19 protein-coding genes and 1 pseudogene are annotated in these 20,073 nt (G+C 39.4%); 7 read left to right on the top strand and 13 right to left on the bottom strand.

The window, feature by feature from the left end; translation table 11 throughout:
• Positions 1 to 102: 102 nt before the first annotated feature.
• The 13 genes and pseudogenes from HRT50_RS09675 to HRT50_RS09615 form a co-directional block, all read right to left on the bottom strand.
• Positions 103 to 849, bottom strand: a complete 747-nt coding sequence (locus HRT50_RS09675; protein ID WP_291613862.1) for a PEP-CTERM sorting domain-containing protein — start codon at positions 847 to 849, stop codon at positions 103 to 105.
• Between the two features lie 14 nt (positions 850 to 863).
• Positions 864 to 1,454 carry a phage tail protein gene (locus HRT50_RS09670; protein ID WP_291613860.1) on the bottom strand — a complete coding sequence of 197 codons (591 nt, stop codon included), beginning with the start codon at positions 1,452 to 1,454 and terminating at the stop codon, positions 864 to 866.
• An 11-nt stretch (positions 1,455 to 1,465) separates the two neighbouring features.
• Positions 1,466 to 2,053, bottom strand: a complete 588-nt coding sequence (locus HRT50_RS09665; RefSeq protein ID WP_291613858.1) for a phage tail protein — start codon at positions 2,051 to 2,053, stop codon at positions 1,466 to 1,468.
• An 11-nt stretch (positions 2,054 to 2,064) separates the two neighbouring features.
• Positions 2,065 to 2,655, bottom strand: coding sequence for a phage tail protein (locus HRT50_RS09660; protein WP_291613856.1), 591 nt, complete (start codon positions 2,653 to 2,655; stop codon positions 2,065 to 2,067).
• Positions 2,656 to 3,074: 419 nt separating this feature from the next.
• Positions 3,075 to 3,206, bottom strand: a complete 132-nt coding sequence (locus HRT50_RS09655; RefSeq protein WP_291613854.1) for a hypothetical protein — start codon at positions 3,204 to 3,206, stop codon at positions 3,075 to 3,077.
• A gap of 89 nt (positions 3,207 to 3,295) precedes the next feature.
• Positions 3,296 to 4,621, bottom strand: coding sequence for an aspartate aminotransferase family protein (locus HRT50_RS09650; RefSeq protein WP_291613852.1), 1,326 nt, complete (start codon positions 4,619 to 4,621; stop codon positions 3,296 to 3,298).
• Positions 4,622 to 4,814: 193 nt separating this feature from the next.
• The gene (locus tag HRT50_RS09645; RefSeq protein WP_291613850.1) at positions 4,815 to 5,291 is read right to left on the bottom strand and encodes a MarR family transcriptional regulator; all 477 of its coding nucleotides are present in this window, start codon (positions 5,289 to 5,291) and stop codon (positions 4,815 to 4,817) included.
• Between the two features lie 341 nt (positions 5,292 to 5,632).
• Complete coding sequence (locus tag HRT50_RS09640; RefSeq protein ID WP_291613848.1) at positions 5,633 to 6,337, bottom strand: TorF family putative porin; 705 nt, start codon at positions 6,335 to 6,337, stop codon at positions 5,633 to 5,635.
• 34 nt (positions 6,338 to 6,371) lie between these two features.
• A complete protein-coding gene (locus HRT50_RS09635) occupies positions 6,372 to 7,589 on the bottom strand; it encodes a BCCT family transporter (RefSeq protein ID WP_291613846.1) in 1,218 nt (405 codons plus the stop codon).
• 228 nt (positions 7,590 to 7,817) lie between these two features.
• Positions 7,818 to 9,506 carry a choline dehydrogenase gene (gene betA / locus HRT50_RS09630; RefSeq protein WP_291613844.1) on the bottom strand — a complete coding sequence of 563 codons (1,689 nt, stop codon included), beginning with the start codon at positions 9,504 to 9,506 and terminating at the stop codon, positions 7,818 to 7,820.
• A 106-nt stretch (positions 9,507 to 9,612) separates the two neighbouring features.
• A complete protein-coding gene (betB, locus tag HRT50_RS09625; RefSeq protein ID WP_291613842.1) occupies positions 9,613 to 11,076 on the bottom strand; it encodes a betaine-aldehyde dehydrogenase in 1,464 nt (487 codons plus the stop codon).
• Between the two features lie 159 nt (positions 11,077 to 11,235).
• Positions 11,236 to 11,847, bottom strand: coding sequence for a transcriptional regulator BetI (gene betI, locus HRT50_RS09620; RefSeq protein ID WP_291613840.1), 612 nt, complete (start codon positions 11,845 to 11,847; stop codon positions 11,236 to 11,238).
• A 376-nt stretch (positions 11,848 to 12,223) separates the two neighbouring features.
• Positions 12,224 to 13,288: pseudogene (locus HRT50_RS09615) on the bottom strand (efflux RND transporter permease subunit); the annotation flags it as partial.
• A 471-nt stretch (positions 13,289 to 13,759) separates the two neighbouring features.
• On the opposite strand from HRT50_RS09615, the gene HRT50_RS09610 reads away from it, so the two are divergent.
• The 7 genes from HRT50_RS09610 (at position 13,760) to HRT50_RS09580 (ending at position 20,018) form a co-directional block, all read left to right on the top strand.
• Positions 13,760 to 14,416: a helix-turn-helix transcriptional regulator gene (locus HRT50_RS09610; protein ID WP_291613838.1), complete on the top strand. Its 657-nt coding sequence runs from the start codon at positions 13,760 to 13,762 to the stop codon at positions 14,414 to 14,416.
• Between the two features lie 119 nt (positions 14,417 to 14,535).
• The gene (locus tag HRT50_RS09605) at positions 14,536 to 15,717 is read left to right on the top strand and encodes a hypothetical protein (protein ID WP_291613836.1); all 1,182 of its coding nucleotides are present in this window, start codon (positions 14,536 to 14,538) and stop codon (positions 15,715 to 15,717) included.
• 94 nt (positions 15,718 to 15,811) lie between these two features.
• Positions 15,812 to 16,180 (top strand): iron-sulfur cluster assembly scaffold protein, encoded by a 369-nt coding sequence (locus tag HRT50_RS09600; protein WP_291613835.1) that lies wholly within the window; start codon positions 15,812 to 15,814, stop codon positions 16,178 to 16,180.
• Between the two features lie 3 nt (positions 16,181 to 16,183).
• Positions 16,184 to 17,362 carry a cysteine desulfurase family protein gene (locus tag HRT50_RS09595; protein ID WP_291613833.1) on the top strand — a complete coding sequence of 393 codons (1,179 nt, stop codon included), beginning with the start codon at positions 16,184 to 16,186 and terminating at the stop codon, positions 17,360 to 17,362.
• 2 nt (positions 17,363 to 17,364) lie between these two features.
• Positions 17,365 to 19,062, top strand: coding sequence for a fatty acyl-AMP ligase (locus tag HRT50_RS09590; protein WP_291613831.1), 1,698 nt, complete (start codon positions 17,365 to 17,367; stop codon positions 19,060 to 19,062).
• 10 nt (positions 19,063 to 19,072) lie between these two features.
• Positions 19,073 to 19,348 carry an acyl carrier protein gene (locus HRT50_RS09585; RefSeq protein WP_291613829.1) on the top strand — a complete coding sequence of 92 codons (276 nt, stop codon included), beginning with the start codon at positions 19,073 to 19,075 and terminating at the stop codon, positions 19,346 to 19,348.
• The gene (locus HRT50_RS09580; RefSeq protein WP_291613827.1) at positions 19,335 to 20,018 is read left to right on the top strand and encodes an NAD(P)-binding domain-containing protein; all 684 of its coding nucleotides are present in this window, start codon (positions 19,335 to 19,337) and stop codon (positions 20,016 to 20,018) included. The genes HRT50_RS09585 and HRT50_RS09580 overlap by 14 nt, the downstream gene beginning before the upstream one ends.
• Positions 20,019 to 20,073 lie beyond the last annotated feature (55 nt).

Below are 20,073 nucleotides of genomic sequence, written 5' to 3'. Positions count from 1 at the left end.
ATAAAACATCAATAAAACTGAGTGGTGTTTTATGATTATGGATAAAATTTATTTCCCCTATCGTACTGCTGTCAATTATTTACCGATAAAAAACCACCGTGTTTACTTCTTATATCTCCGTGCTACTAAGGCCATTATTGTTAATGAAAAAAGCACCAGTATTGAAGGCTCAGGTATAGTCAAACTTGGCTCTCTTACGGTATCGGCAAAGCCTGAGGCATCTAATTCGAAGTAATAAATAATACTTTCGCCACTATCAAGGCTGACTTCCTCAGTTAACGAATCTATGATGCTATCACTGAAATCCCCCGTCCCCTCAAAACTGCTATCAAACTCAATGAATTCATCAAATAATATATCCTCATCTACTAACTCCCCCAGATCATCGTATATTTCAAAACCTATCACTAGCATACTAAAAGCGTTTGACCATTCATCGCCAGTTTCGGTAAAAATGGCAGCGACCATCGAAATGTCAAAAAACACTTCTCCGGCCAGTGTTTCACCTCCTGTGTTTTCAATAATTAGTTCACCCGATGAAAGGTAAAATCCTTCAACACTCCCAGGTGTACCTGTTACTGAGCCATCAGCGAAAGCACTTAGCATTACCAATTCCTCAGCTGAAAGTGTTGAGCTGCCATCTCCACTGCCTGATACACTCCCTGATGCGAGTCCCATGATGTCTAAAAAGTCATCATCAAAAAAAGATTCAAATTCACTCGAAGCAAAACTTGAAGATATAGATAATTCAGTACCAGCATCAAAACTTGCTATCAGTGTTGCCATGGATATTGGGCTAGTGATAAGTGCAGCAACAAAGATGAGACCCGCAGATAAATTTTTAAACATAATATATTCCTTAACTAGTTTCTTGAAGGGTACAGCCCCTGAAGTGCAATAATGCAGTTCAGTGTTGTAACGGGTTGCATATTATTCATTAAATCAGCATTGCCCGTTTGACCTATCGAGCTATTATGCAAGGTAATATTAGGATCAGAATTGTCATAGATTTTTAAGTTACTTCGTGGTCTTGCTAGCGCATTACCTGTTGGTGTACTTGTTCTAGCAGAAGAGCTAACGCCTTTCAAGGTATGGCTGTGACTAGGGAGTTGACTAGCAAGTAAATTGATACCTTCGGCACCTGATTTTTGACCTAGGCTGTATGCTGACAACCCAGGACCGTTGCCTTGATGAACTGGCGTCCTGCCGCGCATATCGGGTAAGGCAAAACTCGTTCTACCATCTCCGCCATAGGTAGTTCCTAAAATTGAAAATAAAGATTGGTTTGAATTGATTGCTAGTAACTGACCATCACATTGTGCCCAGCCTCTAGGGGCAAAATTAAAACCAACAAAGCGGACTTCACCTAAAAAAGGCTCGTTGGCAAACACTGTTACTGGTAATAAATAGTAAGTTAACATTATAACAATCAAGAGTGATTTTGTGATTTTCATCGTCATATCTCCTAATTTCTAGAGGGGTAAACACCTTGAAGAGCAATGATGCAATTTAAGGTGAGATAAGGTTGAACCGTATTGATTGCTTGAGCATTACCAGTATTAGCAATTGAGTCTGTGTGTAATGACTTATCCGCTGTTTTCCTTGCTTTATAAAACTTTTCAGCTGCCAGAGCATTACCATTTGGGGTCTCTGTATCTGCCTCAATGTCTTTTGCTAATAAAGCATGACTATGACTAGGCATTTGCGCTGTAGACATAGTATTTGTTTCCGAGCCATTATCTGTACCTTGAGTAATGGGAGTCAGTCCAGGACCATTTCCTGCATGTATTAATGCTCGGCCACGCATGTCCGGTAAAGAAAAAGTTACTCTACCGTCACCGCCATAGGTGGTACCTAGCAAAGAAAAAAGTGCGGTATAACTGCTGATAGGTAATAACTGGCCGTCACAAAATGCCCAGCCCCTAGGTGCAAAATTCCCTGCAAAATAGCGCATTTCACCAATAAATGGCTCATCGGCTGCTGCAAAATGGCTAAAAAGCAGACTTGGTAAATATAACAATAGGCCAGCTATAAATTGAATGATTTTTTTCATGATGTCCTCCATTAGTTTCGTGATGGAAATATTCCAACTAGGGCTATGATACATCTTGCCGTGGTAGCGGGTTGTAGATTACTGATACTTTGGCCTCCGCTCACATTATTTTCAATTGAAGATGAATGTAGCGCGGTGTCGGGAGTGTCCGATGTATAAATCATTGTTGAGGCTATAGCTCTGTTGGTTGCGACACTGCTTGAAGGCGAATCACTGGTAACCATTAATGCATGGTTATGAGTAGGTAGGTTATTAGCATTAATTATCTCTGTTTCTCTACCAAAACGGGAGCCTAGGTTTCGGTTAGATAACCCCGGCCCTGTGCCTTGATGAATGGCTATCCTGCCGCGTAAGTCTGGTAAGCCGAACGTTATTCTGCCATCGCCGCCATACGTGGTTCCTAATAATGAAAATAACGCAGTATTTTGGCTTATAGCAAGTAACTGACCATCGCAAAAAGCCCAACCTCTTGGTGCAAAAGTACCAGCGAAGTAACTAATTTCGCCAATTAAAGGCTCTGCACCGGCATAGGCTTTATTGATTTGGGGGCTAGTTATAAGAAGGAACAATAAAAATAATGAACCTGATTTTATCGTGTTCATTTGCATATCTCCTTTATCGTTGTTTGCTTTTAATCAAAGTTCAGGTTTATCGCGGATGTTCGTTGCGACCAAGGGAAATATGCATAATCTACTCCAGTAAAATTTACATAAGGAAAATTAGTAGCTTAGTTAACAGTTCAAAAAAAGAACGAACTTTATATTCTAAACATGTAAAAAAAACTGACAAAAAAATGATTAGATTATGCAGTGAAATAACGAATTTATTGGTTAAACTTACTGGTATTAATTTTAAAGAATTTAGCTAACAAAGTGAGCCTTAATATTGCTGATAGAGCTTCAAATATTATGACTAAAAAGGTATTTCATAAAGTATAAAAAAGCCCTAGCTACTCGTTCTACGTTTTTTATTCTTTAATTAACATAGCTCGCCACTGCTCCAGCTCTTCGAAGATACAGCTTTATAGCATAAAAGATACTGGTGTATTACTGCCATCGATGCCGCAAGGCATAATGGTAAAAGTACTAACAACAGTGATACTTTGCACATCACGGTTTATTTTATTAGCAAAACTAAAGTAGTAACACTGCATTTATCTGATTCTGGCAAGCCGACAATATGATAATGAATACCACAGTGAATCAATTGCAGTAGTGAGCGCTTACACTCTACAAATACTCACTACTGTGTGTTAATGGCGTCAGTCATTGCTTGCTCTGCAACTTGCTCTAACCATTTAAGATCAACTGTTTGGTGGGCTTGACAAATAAACCAGGGTTCACGCGAGTCTGGCTCTAACATTACACCGCTGTCGATTAAGTTAAGGGCGAACTGTGTATAAAGGTCACTGTTAGTTTGTTTCCAATCACGATAATTTTGCGGTACTTTACTACCAAAATGTACACCAAACATCGCATCGGGACCGGCAAAGCAATGCTCAATACCAAGTTTTGTAAAAACCCGCGATAACAATTCCTGAATGTCTTTACCGACACTGGCGATAGTTTCCAGCGCATCAGTTTCCTTAAGCACGGTTAACGTCGCTTTAGCCGCACTTAAAGCAACCATATTCGCGGTATATGTACCGCCATGTGTCACACCATCTTTAGCAAAAGAAATGGTATCCATTACCTCAGCTCTACCACCAAAAGCAGCAATAGGATAACCGTTACCCATAGCCTTGGCATAAGTAGTTAAATCAGCGTAAATTCCATACAGTGCTTGTGCGCCACCTTTGGCAACACGAAAGCCCGTTTTAACTTCATCCATGATCAACAATGAGCCATTGTTATCACAAACGTCACGCAATTTTTGCATATAGGCTTGAGTTGAAGCAATAGAGCCACAGTTGCCCATAATAGGTTCAATTAATATCGCAGCAATATCGTCACCATGCTCAGAAAAAACAGCGTCTATGGCAGCAAAATCATTTAGCGGCACACTCACTTGATGTTCGCGGGTACTTGCAGGGATGCCGCCACCAAAAGGCACTATTTCGGGTGATTTTTGACTGTTTGCGTCCCAATTATCAACATCTGATTTCCACATAACTTCATCGTGCAAACCATGGAAGCCACCTTCAACAACGACAATTTTATTTCGTTGGGTAAAACCACGTGCGGTACGCACTGCACCAATAACCGCTTCAGTGCCTGAGTTAGCAAAGCGCATTTTGTCGATATTAGGGCAAAGTGATTTTACTAATTCAACCACATCAGAATCAAGACCCGTGGAAAAACCTGAAATAACGCCAATCTGAGTAATAGCATTAATGACTGCATTATCTACTCGCTCATCACGATAACCTAAAATAATAGGTCCGTAAGCCAAGCGAAAATCGATAAACGTTTGTTCGTCACAATCGGTAATGGTGCAACCTTTCATACTGCTTAAAAAAACGGTATTTTCTTCACCCCAGTAACGATAGCTATCAGCCACGCCTAACGGCATATTATCAACGGCTCTTTTAAACAGTGCCTTGCTATTGGGTTTGTTTTTTTTTGTCATGGGGTACTCTCTTTCTTAATAAATTATTTTCAATATTGGTTATAAATTTAATAGCGGCCTAGTGCTATGACAGAAAGGCTATGCACTTTTTTGGCGGCATAATGCTAAAACACAATGGCTAAAATAGTCGATCTACTCTGAGTTAGCACAAAAGTTCACCCTAGCTGCACTAAAAAAACTGCAAATAAAGCAATTACTGCCCTTCTTGGATCTGTCCAACCATCAGTACTGGCGCAGCATCAAGTTCTTCAGCATCCATCATAGAGGCAATACGTTCAACTGAAGATAATAGCTGACTCTGCTCCCAAGATTCTAGTGCCTGATAACGCTTAATAAAATGTTCTTGCAGTGGCTTTGGTGCACCTTGCAGCAGCACTTCTCCAGCCGAAGAAAGATATAGCTCAACTTTGCGCTTGTCTAATTGACTACGCTTACGCATTACTAATGCTTTTGCTTCCAAACGGTCAATGATACTGGTTACCGTTGCCGGGCTAAGATTAATTTCTTTAGCAACCTGTTTTGCCATGGGCGCATCTAACTGGGCAATCTTGGTCATTACCATAAGCTGAGGGCCAGTTAATCCTGACTTTTTATTCAACTGTTTAGAGTGTATATCAATAGCCCGGATCACTTGACGTAATGAAATTAACAGCTGTTCGTATTTTTCCATAATATATACCAAGTTGAATAAGTTATTTCCCACTCAGCGAGAATTAAAAGGCTTAGAGGCAAGGCATTGATTGAGGAGAATGGTTATTCTCTTGTCAAAATCGATAACGCAGCATGTAAGCCTTTACCTTTTATTAGGTACTCGCCCTCTGGGAGCTTGCTCGATGCCCACTAACATCGTTAAATTTATTTGATTTAAAATGACTAAACCCAAACAAATCTGCCTTGTTATTGAACATCGAGCAGAGCTCTGAGTTGGGAAGAAATTTAATCAAATTGGTATTATACTCAATTAGCCCCTGAGCTAATCACAATCGCAGGGGCTAGTTAGGGCTGCGCAGGCTAAAAACTGAAGGTACGAGATACCGAGAACACTACCCGAGCATCTGCCGAATCAATGTCCATATCAGTATTTTCAGCTGCTAGGTTAAAATCAAAACCCTGCCAGCTGGTCATGTATTCAACACGATAATGGTTATAAGCATCTTTACCGTCCCATGCCCATTTATTTTCATCCGCTGAAGTTGAGCGATCAAAGCTCACTTTAATGTTGTGTCCTGGCGCTACTTCTACTGTATGAGCAACCATGGCAATGTAGTGACTTACATCTAAACCAAAGTAATCCCAGCTGTACCAGAAGTTGACCTCACTATCACCCATAGATGTGCTGTAACCAAATTTGGCGTAAGCTTCTGGATAGTTGTAAGTATCAGAAGCAGAGTCGCCATGATAAGTGTAATAGGCAATACCTGTATCTAAACCAAATTTATCATTTAGCTGAAAATACTGTCCCGCATAAACATCCCATTCGATATTGGTGTCTTCACCTGTACCAAAATCAACATTAGAAGCCCAAGTACCTGCATAAAAACCGCTATCCGCAGCATAATCCAAGCTCGCTTGCAGCGCAGGTTCATTACCGGTTTGGCTAACACCGTTAAAGGTGTAGTCAGAAGCCAAGTTAACCGTTGAAGATACGGCTGCCATCGCACCAGACGATAATGTTAGTAGACAAGTTGTTGCCGCAGCAATAATAGTTTTATTCATTATTTATTTACTCATTAAATTCTTACTTATTAGACTAGTTTAATAATTCAATTTTATTAAAGTCGATTTTATTTTCTTTTGGTGAACACTCTATCTCGCTGACCACTTTAAACTTGCTAAATAGGATATAACCAAAACAAGTGAAAAACAGTCCGATAACTACGGCGCCAACCCATTGGATTTGTAAGAAGTCCAATTTGAATAACAGCGTCAGTAAGCTTAGCGCAATGAGATTACCCAAAAAGTACTTCACTCGACCCACTCGACTGACACTCAAATTCAAGTTATCGGTATATAAACGAATCAATGAATCGAGTGAGTTAATAACAAAGGTGACGCCAACAATTGCCATCGCTATATTATAAAAACCAGCAGTTTCCAGACCGTTAGCGCTGTAGTAATACAACACAGTAAACCATATCGCGATAGGAATAGACGGGAATACCAACATAGCCAGCAAAACTTGGTAAGTACGCAAACCACCAACAAAGCGGGCGGTAAATTGGCCAATCATAATGCTCCATGCAAACCACCAATACAGGTAGAATTCATGATAATCATTTAAAGGTAAGACAAATTCATGAATATTACCAAAGTAACCGCCAAGCAAGGCAAACGTATTGACAAATTCACCAATGCCTGAGCCTTCGACAAGAAAAGCACCACCCCACATTAGCGCTATCAGGGCAATAAACAGCCAAGAGGTTGCCAAACTCAACAGGCGAACGTAACGAATACTGGTACTGGAATAAACAGCGGCCGCTATGACTAAGAAGACGATTAGATAGAAACTGCCAATAAGGGATTCACCATCACCCAGCTCAGGTATATACCAAGGTAAATTGCTTAGTAATAAATACGCAGTAAAGGCACAGGTACCAATAATAACAACATTATTAATTAGCTTGATTAATGGGATTTCGAAAAATTGCACCCGCGGCTCAATCACGCAGAAGTAAAAACAGGTTAGAAAGTAGAAACCCCAGATAAGAAACGCCCAGAAGCCAAATTCAATAGCTAACGGGTTAGTGAAGCCATATTCAGGACTGGCAGCTAGATCAGCATAACCAGCAAATTCCGTTAACGGGAACATGATAAGACCAACATCAAGGCCTGAAGTAAACAATATCGCAATAAAGGTGAATGTTTTAACGGGTGTCACACCAACACAGCGTACATTTCCCCAGCGATATAACACAAAGATGATGGCGGCAAAGGTAAATAAAATCCCAGCAGATAACCATGGGGTCATAACGGCTCCCCGATAATTTTTTTAATGAATGTAAACACGTATTACTCCTCTTTACTTATTATAGTTAGAGCACTCGGTATCACCTAAACAACAGCAAGTGGATCAATAAATTAGTCCACTTAGTATAGGCTTCAAATTTTAACTATCGTCACCATATCAACGCTACAGACAATGTTGATGACGATAATTAAACCCTGAAAGAGTACTCACGATTGAATAGCTGTTAGCTTAATTTTTGATTTTTCTTTTTGGCTGGTTGGCACGTTGTTGCTGCTGCCAGTTAGGCGCAATGTGCACAGCAGCCGAAGATGGTGTTAGTGTTTCATGGCCTCGAATAAGATCCGCCGCGCGTTCAGCAACCATGATGGTTGGCGCATTAAGATTACCATTTGGAATGGTCGGAAAAATTGACGAGTCAACAACCCGTAAGCCCTCAATACCATGGACTTTAGTGTCTGAGTCAACCACAGCCATTTCATCTGTGCCCATTTTGCATGAGCACGAGGGATGATAGGCACTTTCAACAGATTGACGGACAAAGGCATCAATTTCTTCATCACTCTGCACATCAATGCCGGGTTGAATTTCTTCACCTCTATAGTCATCAAGTGCACTCTGGTGAATAATTTCTCGGGTCAAACGTACACAGGCGCGGAAACCTTCACGGTCTGCTTCGTGTTCAAGATAATTAAAACGTATTTGTGGATGTTTTTTAGGATCGTCGGATACTACTTTAACAAAACCGCGACTTTTTGGTTTATTATGACCAATATGCACCTGAAATCCGTGACCAGCAAAGGCTTCTTTACCGTCGTAGCGCATTGCTGCGGGTAAAAAGTGGTATTGTAAATCTGGCCATTCAACATTCTTTTTAGAGCGAATAAAACCACAAGACTCAAAGTGATTGGTCGCGCCCAAGCCTTTTTTGGTGAAGAACCAGCGACTGCCAATCAAAAATTTATTCCACAAGCCTAACTGGCCATTCAGCGTAATCGGTTTTTTACACTTAAACTGGAAATAAAATTCCAGGTGATCTTGTAAGTTTTGACCAACACCAGGTAAATCATGTTTAACCTCAATGCCAGCGTCTTCAAGATCCTTTTTAGCACCAATACCGGATAGCTGTAAAAGATGAGGTGAGCCAATAGGCCCCGCCGATAGAATAACTTCTTTTTCAACACTAACGTCGAAAACTTTTCCTTTACGCTCATAGCGTACGCCAACAGCTTTTTTACCTGCCAGCAATACCTTATGTACCAAGGCATGAGTTATTACAGTTAAGTTTTCACGCGCCATTGCTGGGCGAAGATAAGCGTTAGATGTAGAACTGCGCACACCATTTTTAATGGTCATGTGCATAGGACCAAAACCTTCCTGTGCTGCAGCATTATAATCATCGGTAGCAAAATAACCGGCTTCAACACCCGCATCAACAAACGCTTGATACAGAGGGTTTTTCATTTCATTGCCGTTATTTACCCCTAACGGGCCACTTTTACCACGGTATTCATTACCGTCGAAAGCCCACGTTTCGGCTTTTTTAAAATATGGCAAACAGTGGGCGTAATCCCAGTTTTTCGCACCATGTTGCTGCCATTCATCAAAATCTCTTGCATGACCTCGAACATAAACCATGCCATTAATAGATGAAGAACCACCTAAAACCTTGCCTCTTGGGCAATGCATACGGCGATCATCAAGATAAGGCTCGGGCTCAGTTTCAAACTGCCACGCATATTTTTTGCTATTCATCGGAATTGATAATGCTGTTGGCATTTGAATAAAAATACTTTTATCACTGCCGCCGGTTTCAAGTAACAAGACCCGATTATTACTGTCTTCAGTTAATCGGTTAGCCAGTACACAGCCCGCAGAGCCGGCACCAATAATAATGTAATCAAATTTTTCGTTTTTCATCTATAACTCTTATTTACTGCTTAGCTACAACTTTTATTGCTAATAATTCACACTTTCAGAATTATTAATTGCTTAGTTTATGCCTATTGCTAATCGAATCGTCCGGTTAAAAAGGGCTTTCAAGTGGCTGTAGGCCAACATATACGGCTTTAATTTGAGTGTAGTGGTTCAGTGTAATAAGACCATTTTCACGGCCGATGCCCGATTGTTTATAACCACCAACAGGCATTTGCGCAGGTGATGCGCCATAGCTGTTTATCCAACAAATTCCGGCTTGCATCTGATGAATAACCCGATGAGCACGGGTAATATCTTGGGTGAATACACCCGCAGCTAAGCCATAATCACTAGCGTTGGCTCGAGTAATCACTTCCTCTTCATCAGTAAAGGTCAGTACCGACATCACAGGGCCAAAAATCTCTTCACGGCAAATGGTCATATCATCACGGCAATCGGTAAAGATAGTAGGCGCAATAAAATAGCCATGGGGTGCGTTTTCTGGTTGCAGCGCTGTGCCGCCATGAAGCAGTGTCGCACCTTCTTTAATGCCGATATTGATATAATTTAACACTAGATTAAAATGCTTTAACGAGATTAGTGCACCAAAATTAGTCTCAGGAGCCATAGGATCTCCAACTACAATATTTTGGCGAGTGCGCTCGAGTAATTTCTCAATAAATATTGCATACACTGACTCTTGCACAAATACACGTGTGCCATTGGTACAGACTTCACCCTGAGTATAGAAGTTACCTAACATGGCTGCAGAAACCGCATTGTCGATATCAGCATCAGCAAAAATTATCAGTGGTGATTTTCCGCCAAGCTCCATAGTGACATCTTTAAGCGTAGTGGCAGCACCTGCCATGACTTTTTTGCCAGTACCAACTTCACCGGTAAAAGAAACTTTAGCTATATCTGGATGATGGCTTAACCAAGCACCGACTTCGCCAGCACCCTGAACAACATTAAATACGCCGTTAGGAAGTCCTGCTTCGGTAAAAATTTCAGCGAGTTTTAATGCCCCTAACGGTGTTTCTTCTGATGGTTTGAAAATCATCGAGTTACCACACGCTAGCGCAGGCGCGGCTTTCCAACAAGCTATCTGTATTGGATAATTCCAAGCACCAATGCCTGCGCAAATACCCAGCGCTTCTCGACGAGTGTAATAAAAGTCTCCATCAACTTGCTGCTGATTACCTTCGATACCAGGCGCTAAACCAGCAAAAAACTCGATAGAATCAGCACCTGATTCTACATCAACCACCGAGGCTTCTTGCCAAGGTTTACCGGTATCAAGTACTTCAATTTTTGCCAGTTCATCATTACGCTCGCGTAATAATGCTACCGCTTTAAGTAAAATTCGGCTGCGCTGTGTGGCGCTCATTGCAGACCAGGTAGCAAAACCACGGCGGGCACTTGCTATAGTCTCTTGTTTAATTTTTTCATCGGCAACTTCAACCTGATAAATAACTTTTCCCGTTGCCGGGTTGATCACATCAAATGTTTCACCACTGTCGTTCGCCATGTAGGCGCCATCGACAAAATTTTCATAACGTATTAACGACAATTGACATCTCCGGACTGCTTAATACCAATCTCACTAACTATGTGATCATTTCTACTTGTTAAAATCACCAACTACTTTGTTATTTATTTAATAATTAGAACAACTAGTTATTAAAATAAACGCCTTGTATTTGGCTATTTTTCCTTCGTATAAAGTAGATCACCTAATTAATGAAACTGGTATAAGCAGATCATTTATAAATTTTTTACATAATTGTTCAGCCTGTTTAAATTCTTCTTCAGGCCTTGGGCTTAATGCACTGCGTAACCAGAAACCATCAATCATAGCCGCGGTCTGTTTAGCCGCGATAACGGCTAAATCATCAGCCAATAACTGGCGAAAAGAGAAAAGTAGATTGCTGTATAGGCGTTTGCTGTTGATATGTTGTAGCCGAGCCAATCCGGGTTGGTGCATAGATTGCGCCCAGAAGCTAAGCCACATTTTTGTTGCCGGGGCTGAACGTTGTAATTGCGTAAAGTTAGCCTCAATGATCATTGCAAGTCGTTCGACCGCGCCGAGCGGTTGAGTAAGGTGCGGCTGATTGACACGCTCAAGCAATGCCAACTTCAATTGTTCCAGCAGATGTTTGACCGTTGCTTCGACTAATTCCTGCTTACCACCAAAATAATGACTAATGATGCCTGACGATAAACCGGCGATCCTGCTAATAGTAATAATAGTGGTATTTTGTAAACCGTATAACGCCACAGATTCTAAAGTAGCATTAATTAATTGTTTTTTACGTAGGGGTTTCATTCCAACTTTCGGCACTGACTTCTCTAATTCTTTTTTAATTGAACGTTCAATTAATTACAATACTAATGATTTTCACTGAAATTATCAAGTAACAACCATTAACAAAGTTCGATGAACAGCGCCGAAATGGTTAAAAACAACATGAAAACGGCGTAAAACTTGGTATAAATGACTAAGTTTAATATTTACTTCATAAGGTTAAAGCTTAGTACTCAAACTATATTTATTGTTTTTTTTTACTCATAAAAGAACAGTAAAATATTGCGCGACTATTTCCCGTTGATAGAGAAAATAGAATTTAGAGCTAAGATGTTTCAAAATAAAAAAGCCCTAGCGACTTTACTCAGCTAGGGCTTGTTATTTAACTTATTAAAGTACTACTTAGGATTTCCTAAGTGGGGTTTTCATTAGCCTTTTGCTCAAGCTGTTCAATTTCATTGGCAATAGCTTGCGGCGAACCGGTATTACGACATAACCAGTAATAAGCCCCTGGTACGATAAATAGGGTAAATATACTGGCGAGTGATACGCCGGAAAAAATAACTACACCTATAACCATACGACTCTCTGCACCTGGACCAACAGATAACACTAACGGAATAGTACTGGTTACTGTGGTAAAGGTGGTCATCACAATCGGGCGGAGCCTTTGTTTAGAAGCATTTATTAATGCCTCTTCAAAAGCAATGCCTTTGTCACGTAACTGGTTGGCAAATTCGACAATTAAAATACCATTTTTTGCCGCTAAACCAATGAGCATAACTATACCTATTTGACTGTAGATATTTAAACTCATGCCCATCAACTCCAATCCGGCAAGTGCACCAACTAACGCCAGCGGTACGGTAAGTAAAATAACAAACGGATGAATGAAGCTTTCAAACTGCGCGGCTAATACCAGATAGGTAATTAGCAGGGCAAGTAAGAAAACAAACAAGATAGAGCTACCCGATTCTTTAAGTAGTAACGACTCACCTTTATAATCTATCTGTACATGTTCCGGCAGTTTATTTTTAGTTACCTCCACCAGGAAGTCTAGCGCTTCACCTAAGGCATAACCATCGGCTAAATTAGCGGTGATGGTAATACTACGTAAGCGGTTATAACGATTGAGTCGTGACGAGGTGGCATTTTCACCAATAGTTAATTAGTTAGCTAATGGAATTAACTTATTCGTAGTGCGCGAACGAACATAAAGATTATCGATATCCGCAGGGCTTTGAAATTGCTTTTCATCCCCTTCAACAATAACATCATATTCTTCACCTCGGTCAACAAAGGTAGTGACACGACGTTGACCTAACATAGTTTCTAACGTTTCAGCGATATCACCAACGGGTACACCTAAATCATAAGCACGTTCTCGGTCGATTTGAACTAATAACTGCGGATAGGTTTCTTTATAGTCACTATTTATATTGAACAAGTTAGCCTTATTTTGCGCTTCGCTGATCAAAATACCATGGCACATAATGTTTATTTTTAATAGGAATAATACTGCTTACGAAAAATAACATTTATTCTACCTAGACTCATCACTATCATATTATTTTTTGGTTAAAACTAAATTCCCTTGCTGCTTTATCCTTAGGATTAGTCTTAGTCCGCAGATTTATGGTATTGTTAGGTGGTTTTGATTCAGCTTGGACCCGTGTTTATGTGAACACTTATATTGCTTATAATTCACAGCCTATTTATTCTTATTGCTGTCTGGGGAATAACCTAAGCATGGTCAGGTAAGAAGTTTTAAATAATCAGGTTATATCTAAAATTTTACTGCTTTAGTTACTCCACTGCTTGAGGTGTTGATGTGAATAATTGTTTAAACGCAATTGTGAAACCAAAAATTTGGATTGAACGTGGTGTAGTTATTACGTATGGAAGAGTACATGACAATTCTTTCCATAAGCATTATGCTATTCAAATTGTGTGGAGCTCAGTAGAATCTGACAGCCAATGTCAAATATCAGATGGAAATATATTTGACAGTTTTATTATTGATTCCCAGGTAGAACATAAATTAAACCTCAGTGCTGGCTGGGTATTATTGGTAGAACCTCGAAGCAATCTAGGTAAACGTCTTACGGAATTATTGTCAGGTAGAACTGTGATCTCAATTGCAGATATTAGTAAACAGTATGCCCCTTCTCATTCGTTCATAAAAGACCCTATTTCAGAGCTAAAACCGCTATTACACACATTATCGTTATCTAAACAAATCGACTCGCTACCGATTAAGCTTATGGATAAAAGAATCCAAAGTTTGATCGAAAAATTAGATTTATGCTTGAAGGGGGAATGTCTAAAACCAACCAGTTGGAGTGCTGCTGAAGTGGCATCCTCGTTATCACTGTCTGAAAGCCGTTTTATACATTTATTTAGCCAACAAATGGGCATTGCATGGCGACCTTATTTACGTTGGAGACGTTTATCCTGCGCTATATCCTCTATAGTACGTGGAATGTCAGTAACAGAATCTGCACATGCCGTTGGCTTTTCGGACAGTTCTCATCTTAGTCGTACTTTTCGTTCCATGTTTGGTTTATCTATTCAACAGGCAAAATCGTTATTTCTAAAAAGTTAGCCAGTTTATTCATGTATTCTTGAAGCCGTCCAACTAAAATCCCCCCTAGTTTATAAATTTATTTCACTTAGATATTCATTTTACATGCCTATCTAATTTTTATTAAAGGGATTATTACGATGGATTTACATAAATTTCTACAGCAAGCAGGATTAGACCCTATAAAAGTAGCACTATCATCAGTAGGACAGTTATACAAAATGCCAGAACAAGATTTACTTGATTTTAAATGCAGCCTGGTATTCGAGTCGTTTAAATTTCATTATAACAACAATGACTTTTATCGCGTTTCCTGCGATAAAAAAGGCATAACGCCTGACATACTATCATCAAGTAAAGATTTAATTAAAATACCACTTATTCCAATTGAACTTTTTAAAGCAAATGACAGCTACAAATTACTTTCAAAAAGCCTAAACACTATTGAGCTTGAAATGCGTAGTACTGGAACATCTGGGATCCCAAGTGTTTCTCGTCGTTGCGATGAAACGGTAGACAATGCCATTTTCGGCATTTACGGAATGTATAGAGAGTTCTTAAAAATATCTAAGGGGGCTGGTCTATATCTATGTCCATCAACCGAAGAAATCCCTGAAATGGGCATGATTAAAGCACTTAATCTGTTGGCTGGATTACTAGATACCCATAAATTTATGGTAAAAAACGAAACATTTTCACCTGAAGAGTCGCTAGAACAACTAGAAAATTGGGACAATAAATTTGATCGCCATATTATTGGTCCTCCATTCTTAATTAACCGTTTTATTCGTTTCTTAAAAGCGACCAACACCAAGGTCAAACTTGATAAAAGCAGCTTAGTGATCACTTTAGGTGGTTGGAAACGTTTTAGTGGTGAAATGCTATCGCGTAATGAGTTCAACCAGGAATGTATGGAGTACCTTGGGGTCAAAGAAGGACAGATCCGTGATATTTATGCTTTAGTTGAATCAAATGTAGTAGCAATTGACGATGAAAATGGTGTTAAACATGTATCTCCTTACATCCATTTTTCTGTCAGAGATCCTAAAAATCTGGATAAAGAAGTTCCTGAAGGTGAAATTGGGCAACTGGCAATTCTCGACCCGCTATCTTGTTCTACCCCAGGGTTTATTTTAACTGAAGATTTAGTACGTTTGTTACCAAAAACGGAAGAAGACAAACGTAATGGTCAACGCATGCAATATATTATGCGCTTACCTGAGTCGAAAGAATTTGGTTGCTGTGCCGTCAATCTGGATAAAAGATTAGACGTTCTGGAAGAAGAGAATCAACACGCTAGCGCATGTCCCGTTGTAGCTTAAATCTCAGTTATTGAAACAATATCCAAATAATTTAGAAATACAGGGTTAAACAAGTCGTTTGGGTATCTCATCAAAAAGTATCTAAGGATCAAAAATGTATAACGATATCATAATAGATAATTTTACTAACCCTCAAAAAGTAGGGGATATAGCGCTTGCTAATTGCGAATTTGAGATTGGTAACCCTGTATGTGGTGACCGAATCAAGATCCAGCTAATGGTGGAAAATAATACTATTAGTGAAGCACGATTTAGAGCGTGGGGCTGCGCAACATCTATTGCTACAGCCAACCTTTTTTGTGAATCAATTGAAGGAAAAACAACCAGCGACATTAATCAAAAAAACGACCAAGATATTGAGTCTATGTTAGGTCAACTTGAACCTTCACAACATCACTGTGTTCATATATTGAAGGAGTTGCACCAGCAACTAGTCGTACAAGCCAACGCTGGAGCACAATAATTTATGGATCAACAGCATATTTCCGGATATTTTGATTATAACGCGACAACACCCATATGTAGTGATGTGATTGATTCAATGGTGCCGGCAATGAAACTATTTGCCAACCCATCAGGCAACAACCGACATTCACAAACGATCAAAAAAACAATAAATGAAGCCAGACAAAATGTTGCTCAATTGCTTCAAACTCAGGTAAGTAATATATTTTTTACCTCTGGCGGTTCAGAAGCCAACAATTGGGCAATAAAAGGTGTTTTGTTTAAACATATAGATAAGCCAGGGCATATCATTACCACCGAAATAGAACATGCCTCCGTACTTGATACCGTAAAATACTTTGCGGATACATTTGGCTTTGAAGTAACCTATCTTAAGCCAAAAAAAGACGGTGCTATTGATGTTTCAGATCTTGAAAATGCACTTCAAGACAACACCCAGCTTATCACGATAATGTACGCGAACAATGAAACAGGCGTAATTCAATCTATCGAAAAAATGGCAACTATTACATCAGCAAGAAAAATCCCTTTTCATGTTGATGCAGTACAATTAGTTGGTAAGCGAAAAATAAATGTTGAAAAACTTGGCATAGATTACCTATCGCTGTCGGCTCATAAATTCTATGGACCAAAGGGAGTTGGCAGTTTATACATTAAAGACATCGATAGTATCGAGCCTTTGATTCATGGTGGTGGCCAGGAATTTTCTATGCGTGCAGGTACTGAGAATTTAGTTACTATTGTAGGTCTGTCAAAAGCAGCTCAGAGAGTAACTGAATCAGTTGAGCAATGGGACAGTGATAACTGGCAATGTAAACAACATTTGGTTGCATTACTAGAAGCCTCGCCATTAAAGATAAAGTTCAATGGTTCAACGGATTATAGCAATTCACTATCTAATACTCTGAACATTGCTATAGATGGTATCAGAGGGGAATCATTAATGTTGCAAATGGAATTAATTTATGGATTTATAATTTCAGTGGGATCCGCATGCAGCAACAATAAAACAATAAATTTGTCACATGTTTTGCAGGCAATGAATATTAACGAAACTGACATACAAAGCTCTATTCGGATCAGTTTTGGACGTTTTACACAATTGGAAGATATTGAAAAATTTGTCACAGCATTAGTGTCTGCCGTTGAACAACTTTTAGCGATAAGCACAGGTTATTGATCATGGATATCTCAATTAATCATTATCCACTATTCATGGATACTGTGTATGGCCATATGCAATCTCAACCTATGCATACCGCCTGTGTTTTTCAATCAAGAGGAATAGAAACCGCAGTTCACCTGAGCTATCAGGCATTAAATGTGAAAGTCTCTGAACGTACTCAATTGTTACTTACATTAGGTTACCAAGGTAAATCAGTCGCACTTATATATCCTTCAGGATTAGATTTTATCGTCAATTTTCTTGCTTGTCTTAGCGCAGGAGTGATAGCCGTACCTCTTAATGTAACCCGTAACGCACAACAATTTGAAAGAACCATTAATATTTTCGAAGATGCAAAAATCCAGACAATTCTGACAACCAAAGACACACAGAAAAATTTGATTCAACAGTTAAGTGATATACCAACTTTATCACAACCGTCTTTTGTCTGGATTGATGAGCTGCAAACTACACTGTCTACGAGTGCATTGCCTAAAATACAGCCGGACCACATTGCCTTTATTCAATATACTTCAGGATCTACCAGCTCGCCTAAAGGCGTGATGGTTAGTCATGAAAATATTGTCGATAACATGAAGGCTATTCAAAACGGTTGTGGTCATAAACAAGGTTTAATTGCTGGCGGCTGGTTACCACAATTTCATGATATGGGCTTGATTGGCCATATGCTTCATCCGATATATATGGGGGGAACTTATGTCTTTATGCCTCCGATGAACTTTATCCAACGTCCTCGCAGATGGTTAGAATTGATTTCTCATTATAAGATATTTTGCTCTGCTTCACCCAATTTTGGTTATGAGCATTGTGTCAAACTCATTAGTGATAAAGAAGATTTATCCCATATTGATCTCAGTTGTTGGAAAGTAGCACTCAATGGTTCCGAGCCTGTTAACGCCGATACCATGGCAGATTTTTCGAAAAAATTCGCACAATGCGGTTTTAATCCCCAGTCGTTTTTCCCCAGTTATGGCATGGCTGAAGCAACATTATTTATTTCTGGAGGCCCTAAAAGCAGTGGTGTGGATGTAATAACACTAGACAAGAAGCTGTTTGCTCAAGGCAAAATTAAACAGTCGAAAATAGGGCTGGAAATTGTTAATTGTGGTGCGATATCACCTCGCTTTCAGATTAAAATTGTTGATCCTGTTTCGCTTCATGAATGCTCTTGTGATCAAACAGGTGAAATATGGATATCGGGTAAGTCTGTGGCACAGGGATATATCAATAACCCGGAAAAAACAGCATCAGATTTTAATGCAAGAATAATCCCCTCTGATGATTATCGCTATTTAAGAACGGGTGACATGGGATTTATTCACCAAGGAATGCTATTTGTTACCGGACGGATCAAAGAGCTATTGATTATTCGAGGTCGTAACCACTATCCCTATGATATTGAACGAACATGCAATAATTATGAGCATTCAGCAGGAGGCAGCGGCGCGGCGGTTTTTACTTTCGAGCATAATCAACAAACTAAACTAGCAGCAATTGTTGAAATCAAAAAAGTTTCGCTAAGAGATTTAGAAAAAAACCAACTGAAGAGTGATATTCATGAGCTAGTCAGTAAACACCATGAAATAACATTTGATAAATTAATGCTTGTTAGACCTGGCGTTATACCAAAAACAACCAGTGGTAAAATAAAACGCTCTGCATGCAATGCTCTACTTTATGATATTAAAAAATAAGGATATAACGATGACCTCTGAGTTCAATAAAAAAACACTCATTACTAAAATAGCTGATTACATCTCATCTAAAGCTGAAAATTTTTCAAAAGAAAATCATTCCGACACTTCATTTTCACGTCTTGGTCTCGATTCCGCTGATCATGTTCAGCTATCAGCTATTGTAGAGGAGCATCTAAAAATTGAAGTAGAACCCACACTTGCCTTTGACTATCCCACCATTAATTCCATGATCAGTTTTTTGGAAAAAAAATTACTCTGTGAGATTGATCATGAACAATCCTAATATAGCAACATTTGACACCATCATTATCGGAGCGGGACAATGTGGCCTGTTTGCAGCTAAAAAGCTGCAAGATATTGGCCTGAATTACCTACTGCTAGAACGGAATACCGTAGGCCAGGTATGGGATGAACGCTTGGAAGGCATGCGCTTATTTACTTCGCGTCAGTTGTGTCACCTTCCCGGTCTAGCATTTCCAGGTGAGCAAAATGGGTTTCCTGACATATCTGAAATGGCGAACTACCTTTGTAATTATATTGAGACATTTAAACTCAATATCAGAGAACGCACGAAAGTTATTAACCTAACAAAAAACGCTAATCAATTTCTGATCGCCCTTGAAAATGGTGAGTTGCTATCAGCTAAAACAGTAATCAATGCGACAGGGTCGAATCAAGTTGCTTATGTACCTGAAATAAGCACAAAGTTGTCTGATCAAGTATTGCAATATGATGCATTATTACCTTCTTTATCCGTTATTCCTTCAGGAAAGAGTGTTGTAGTGGTTGGTGACGGAGCTACAGGACGGCAGATTGCAGGTGGTTTGGCTAAACGTTGCCAAGTAACATTGGCGACTGGTGTTCCAAGAGGGATGCCACCTAACACCATTTTAGGTAAATATCTTTTTTGGAAACAAAAATTACAGGCTGTTTATTCTAAATTTATCACATAAAGTACACTATAAAACATATGGTTATGATAGGACTGCTTATTTTTCTACCTAAATT

The organism is Colwellia sp. (assembly GCF_013215345.1).
GTDB lineage: Bacteria > Pseudomonadota > Gammaproteobacteria > Enterobacterales > Alteromonadaceae > Colwellia.
This window is presented reverse-complemented; position numbering and strand designations above follow the sequence as displayed.

Bases quoted from the DNA above. Each gene is read 5' to 3' on its own strand.
- HRT50_RS09650 (WP_291613852.1), bottom strand. From the start codon at position 4,621: ATGACAAAAAAAAACAAACCCAATAGCAAGGCACTGTTTAAAAGAGCC.
- HRT50_RS09595 (WP_291613833.1), top strand. From the start codon at position 16,184: ATGGATCAACAGCATATTTCCGGATATTTTGATTATAACGCGACAACA.
- HRT50_RS09640 (WP_291613848.1), bottom strand. From the start codon at position 6,337: ATGAATAAAACTATTATTGCTGCGGCAACAACTTGTCTACTAACATTA.
- HRT50_RS09660 (WP_291613856.1), bottom strand. From the start codon at position 2,655: ATGAACACGATAAAATCAGGTTCATTATTTTTATTGTTCCTTCTTATA.
- HRT50_RS09585 (WP_291613829.1), top strand. From the start codon at position 19,073: ATGACCTCTGAGTTCAATAAAAAAACACTCATTACTAAAATAGCTGAT.
- HRT50_RS09600 (WP_291613835.1), top strand. From the start codon at position 15,812: ATGTATAACGATATCATAATAGATAATTTTACTAACCCTCAAAAAGTA.
- HRT50_RS09665 (WP_291613858.1), bottom strand. From the start codon at position 2,053: ATGAAAAAAATCATTCAATTTATAGCTGGCCTATTGTTATATTTACCA.
- HRT50_RS09670 (WP_291613860.1), bottom strand. From the start codon at position 1,454: ATGAAAATCACAAAATCACTCTTGATTGTTATAATGTTAACTTACTAT.
- HRT50_RS09605 (WP_291613836.1), top strand. From the start codon at position 14,536: ATGGATTTACATAAATTTCTACAGCAAGCAGGATTAGACCCTATAAAA.
- HRT50_RS09580 (WP_291613827.1), top strand. From the start codon at position 19,335: ATGAACAATCCTAATATAGCAACATTTGACACCATCATTATCGGAGCG.
- HRT50_RS09655 (WP_291613854.1), bottom strand. From the start codon at position 3,206: ATGCAGTGTTACTACTTTAGTTTTGCTAATAAAATAAACCGTGATGTG.
- HRT50_RS09635 (WP_291613846.1), bottom strand. From the start codon at position 7,589: ATGACCCCATGGTTATCTGCTGGGATTTTATTTACCTTTGCCGCCATC.
- betA (WP_291613844.1), bottom strand. From the start codon at position 9,506: ATGAAAAACGAAAAATTTGATTACATTATTATTGGTGCCGGCTCTGCG.
- HRT50_RS09675 (WP_291613862.1), bottom strand. From the start codon at position 849: ATGTTTAAAAATTTATCTGCGGGTCTCATCTTTGTTGCTGCACTTATC.
- HRT50_RS09645 (WP_291613850.1), bottom strand. From the start codon at position 5,291: ATGGAAAAATACGAACAGCTGTTAATTTCATTACGTCAAGTGATCCGG.
- HRT50_RS09590 (WP_291613831.1), top strand. From the start codon at position 17,365: ATGGATATCTCAATTAATCATTATCCACTATTCATGGATACTGTGTAT.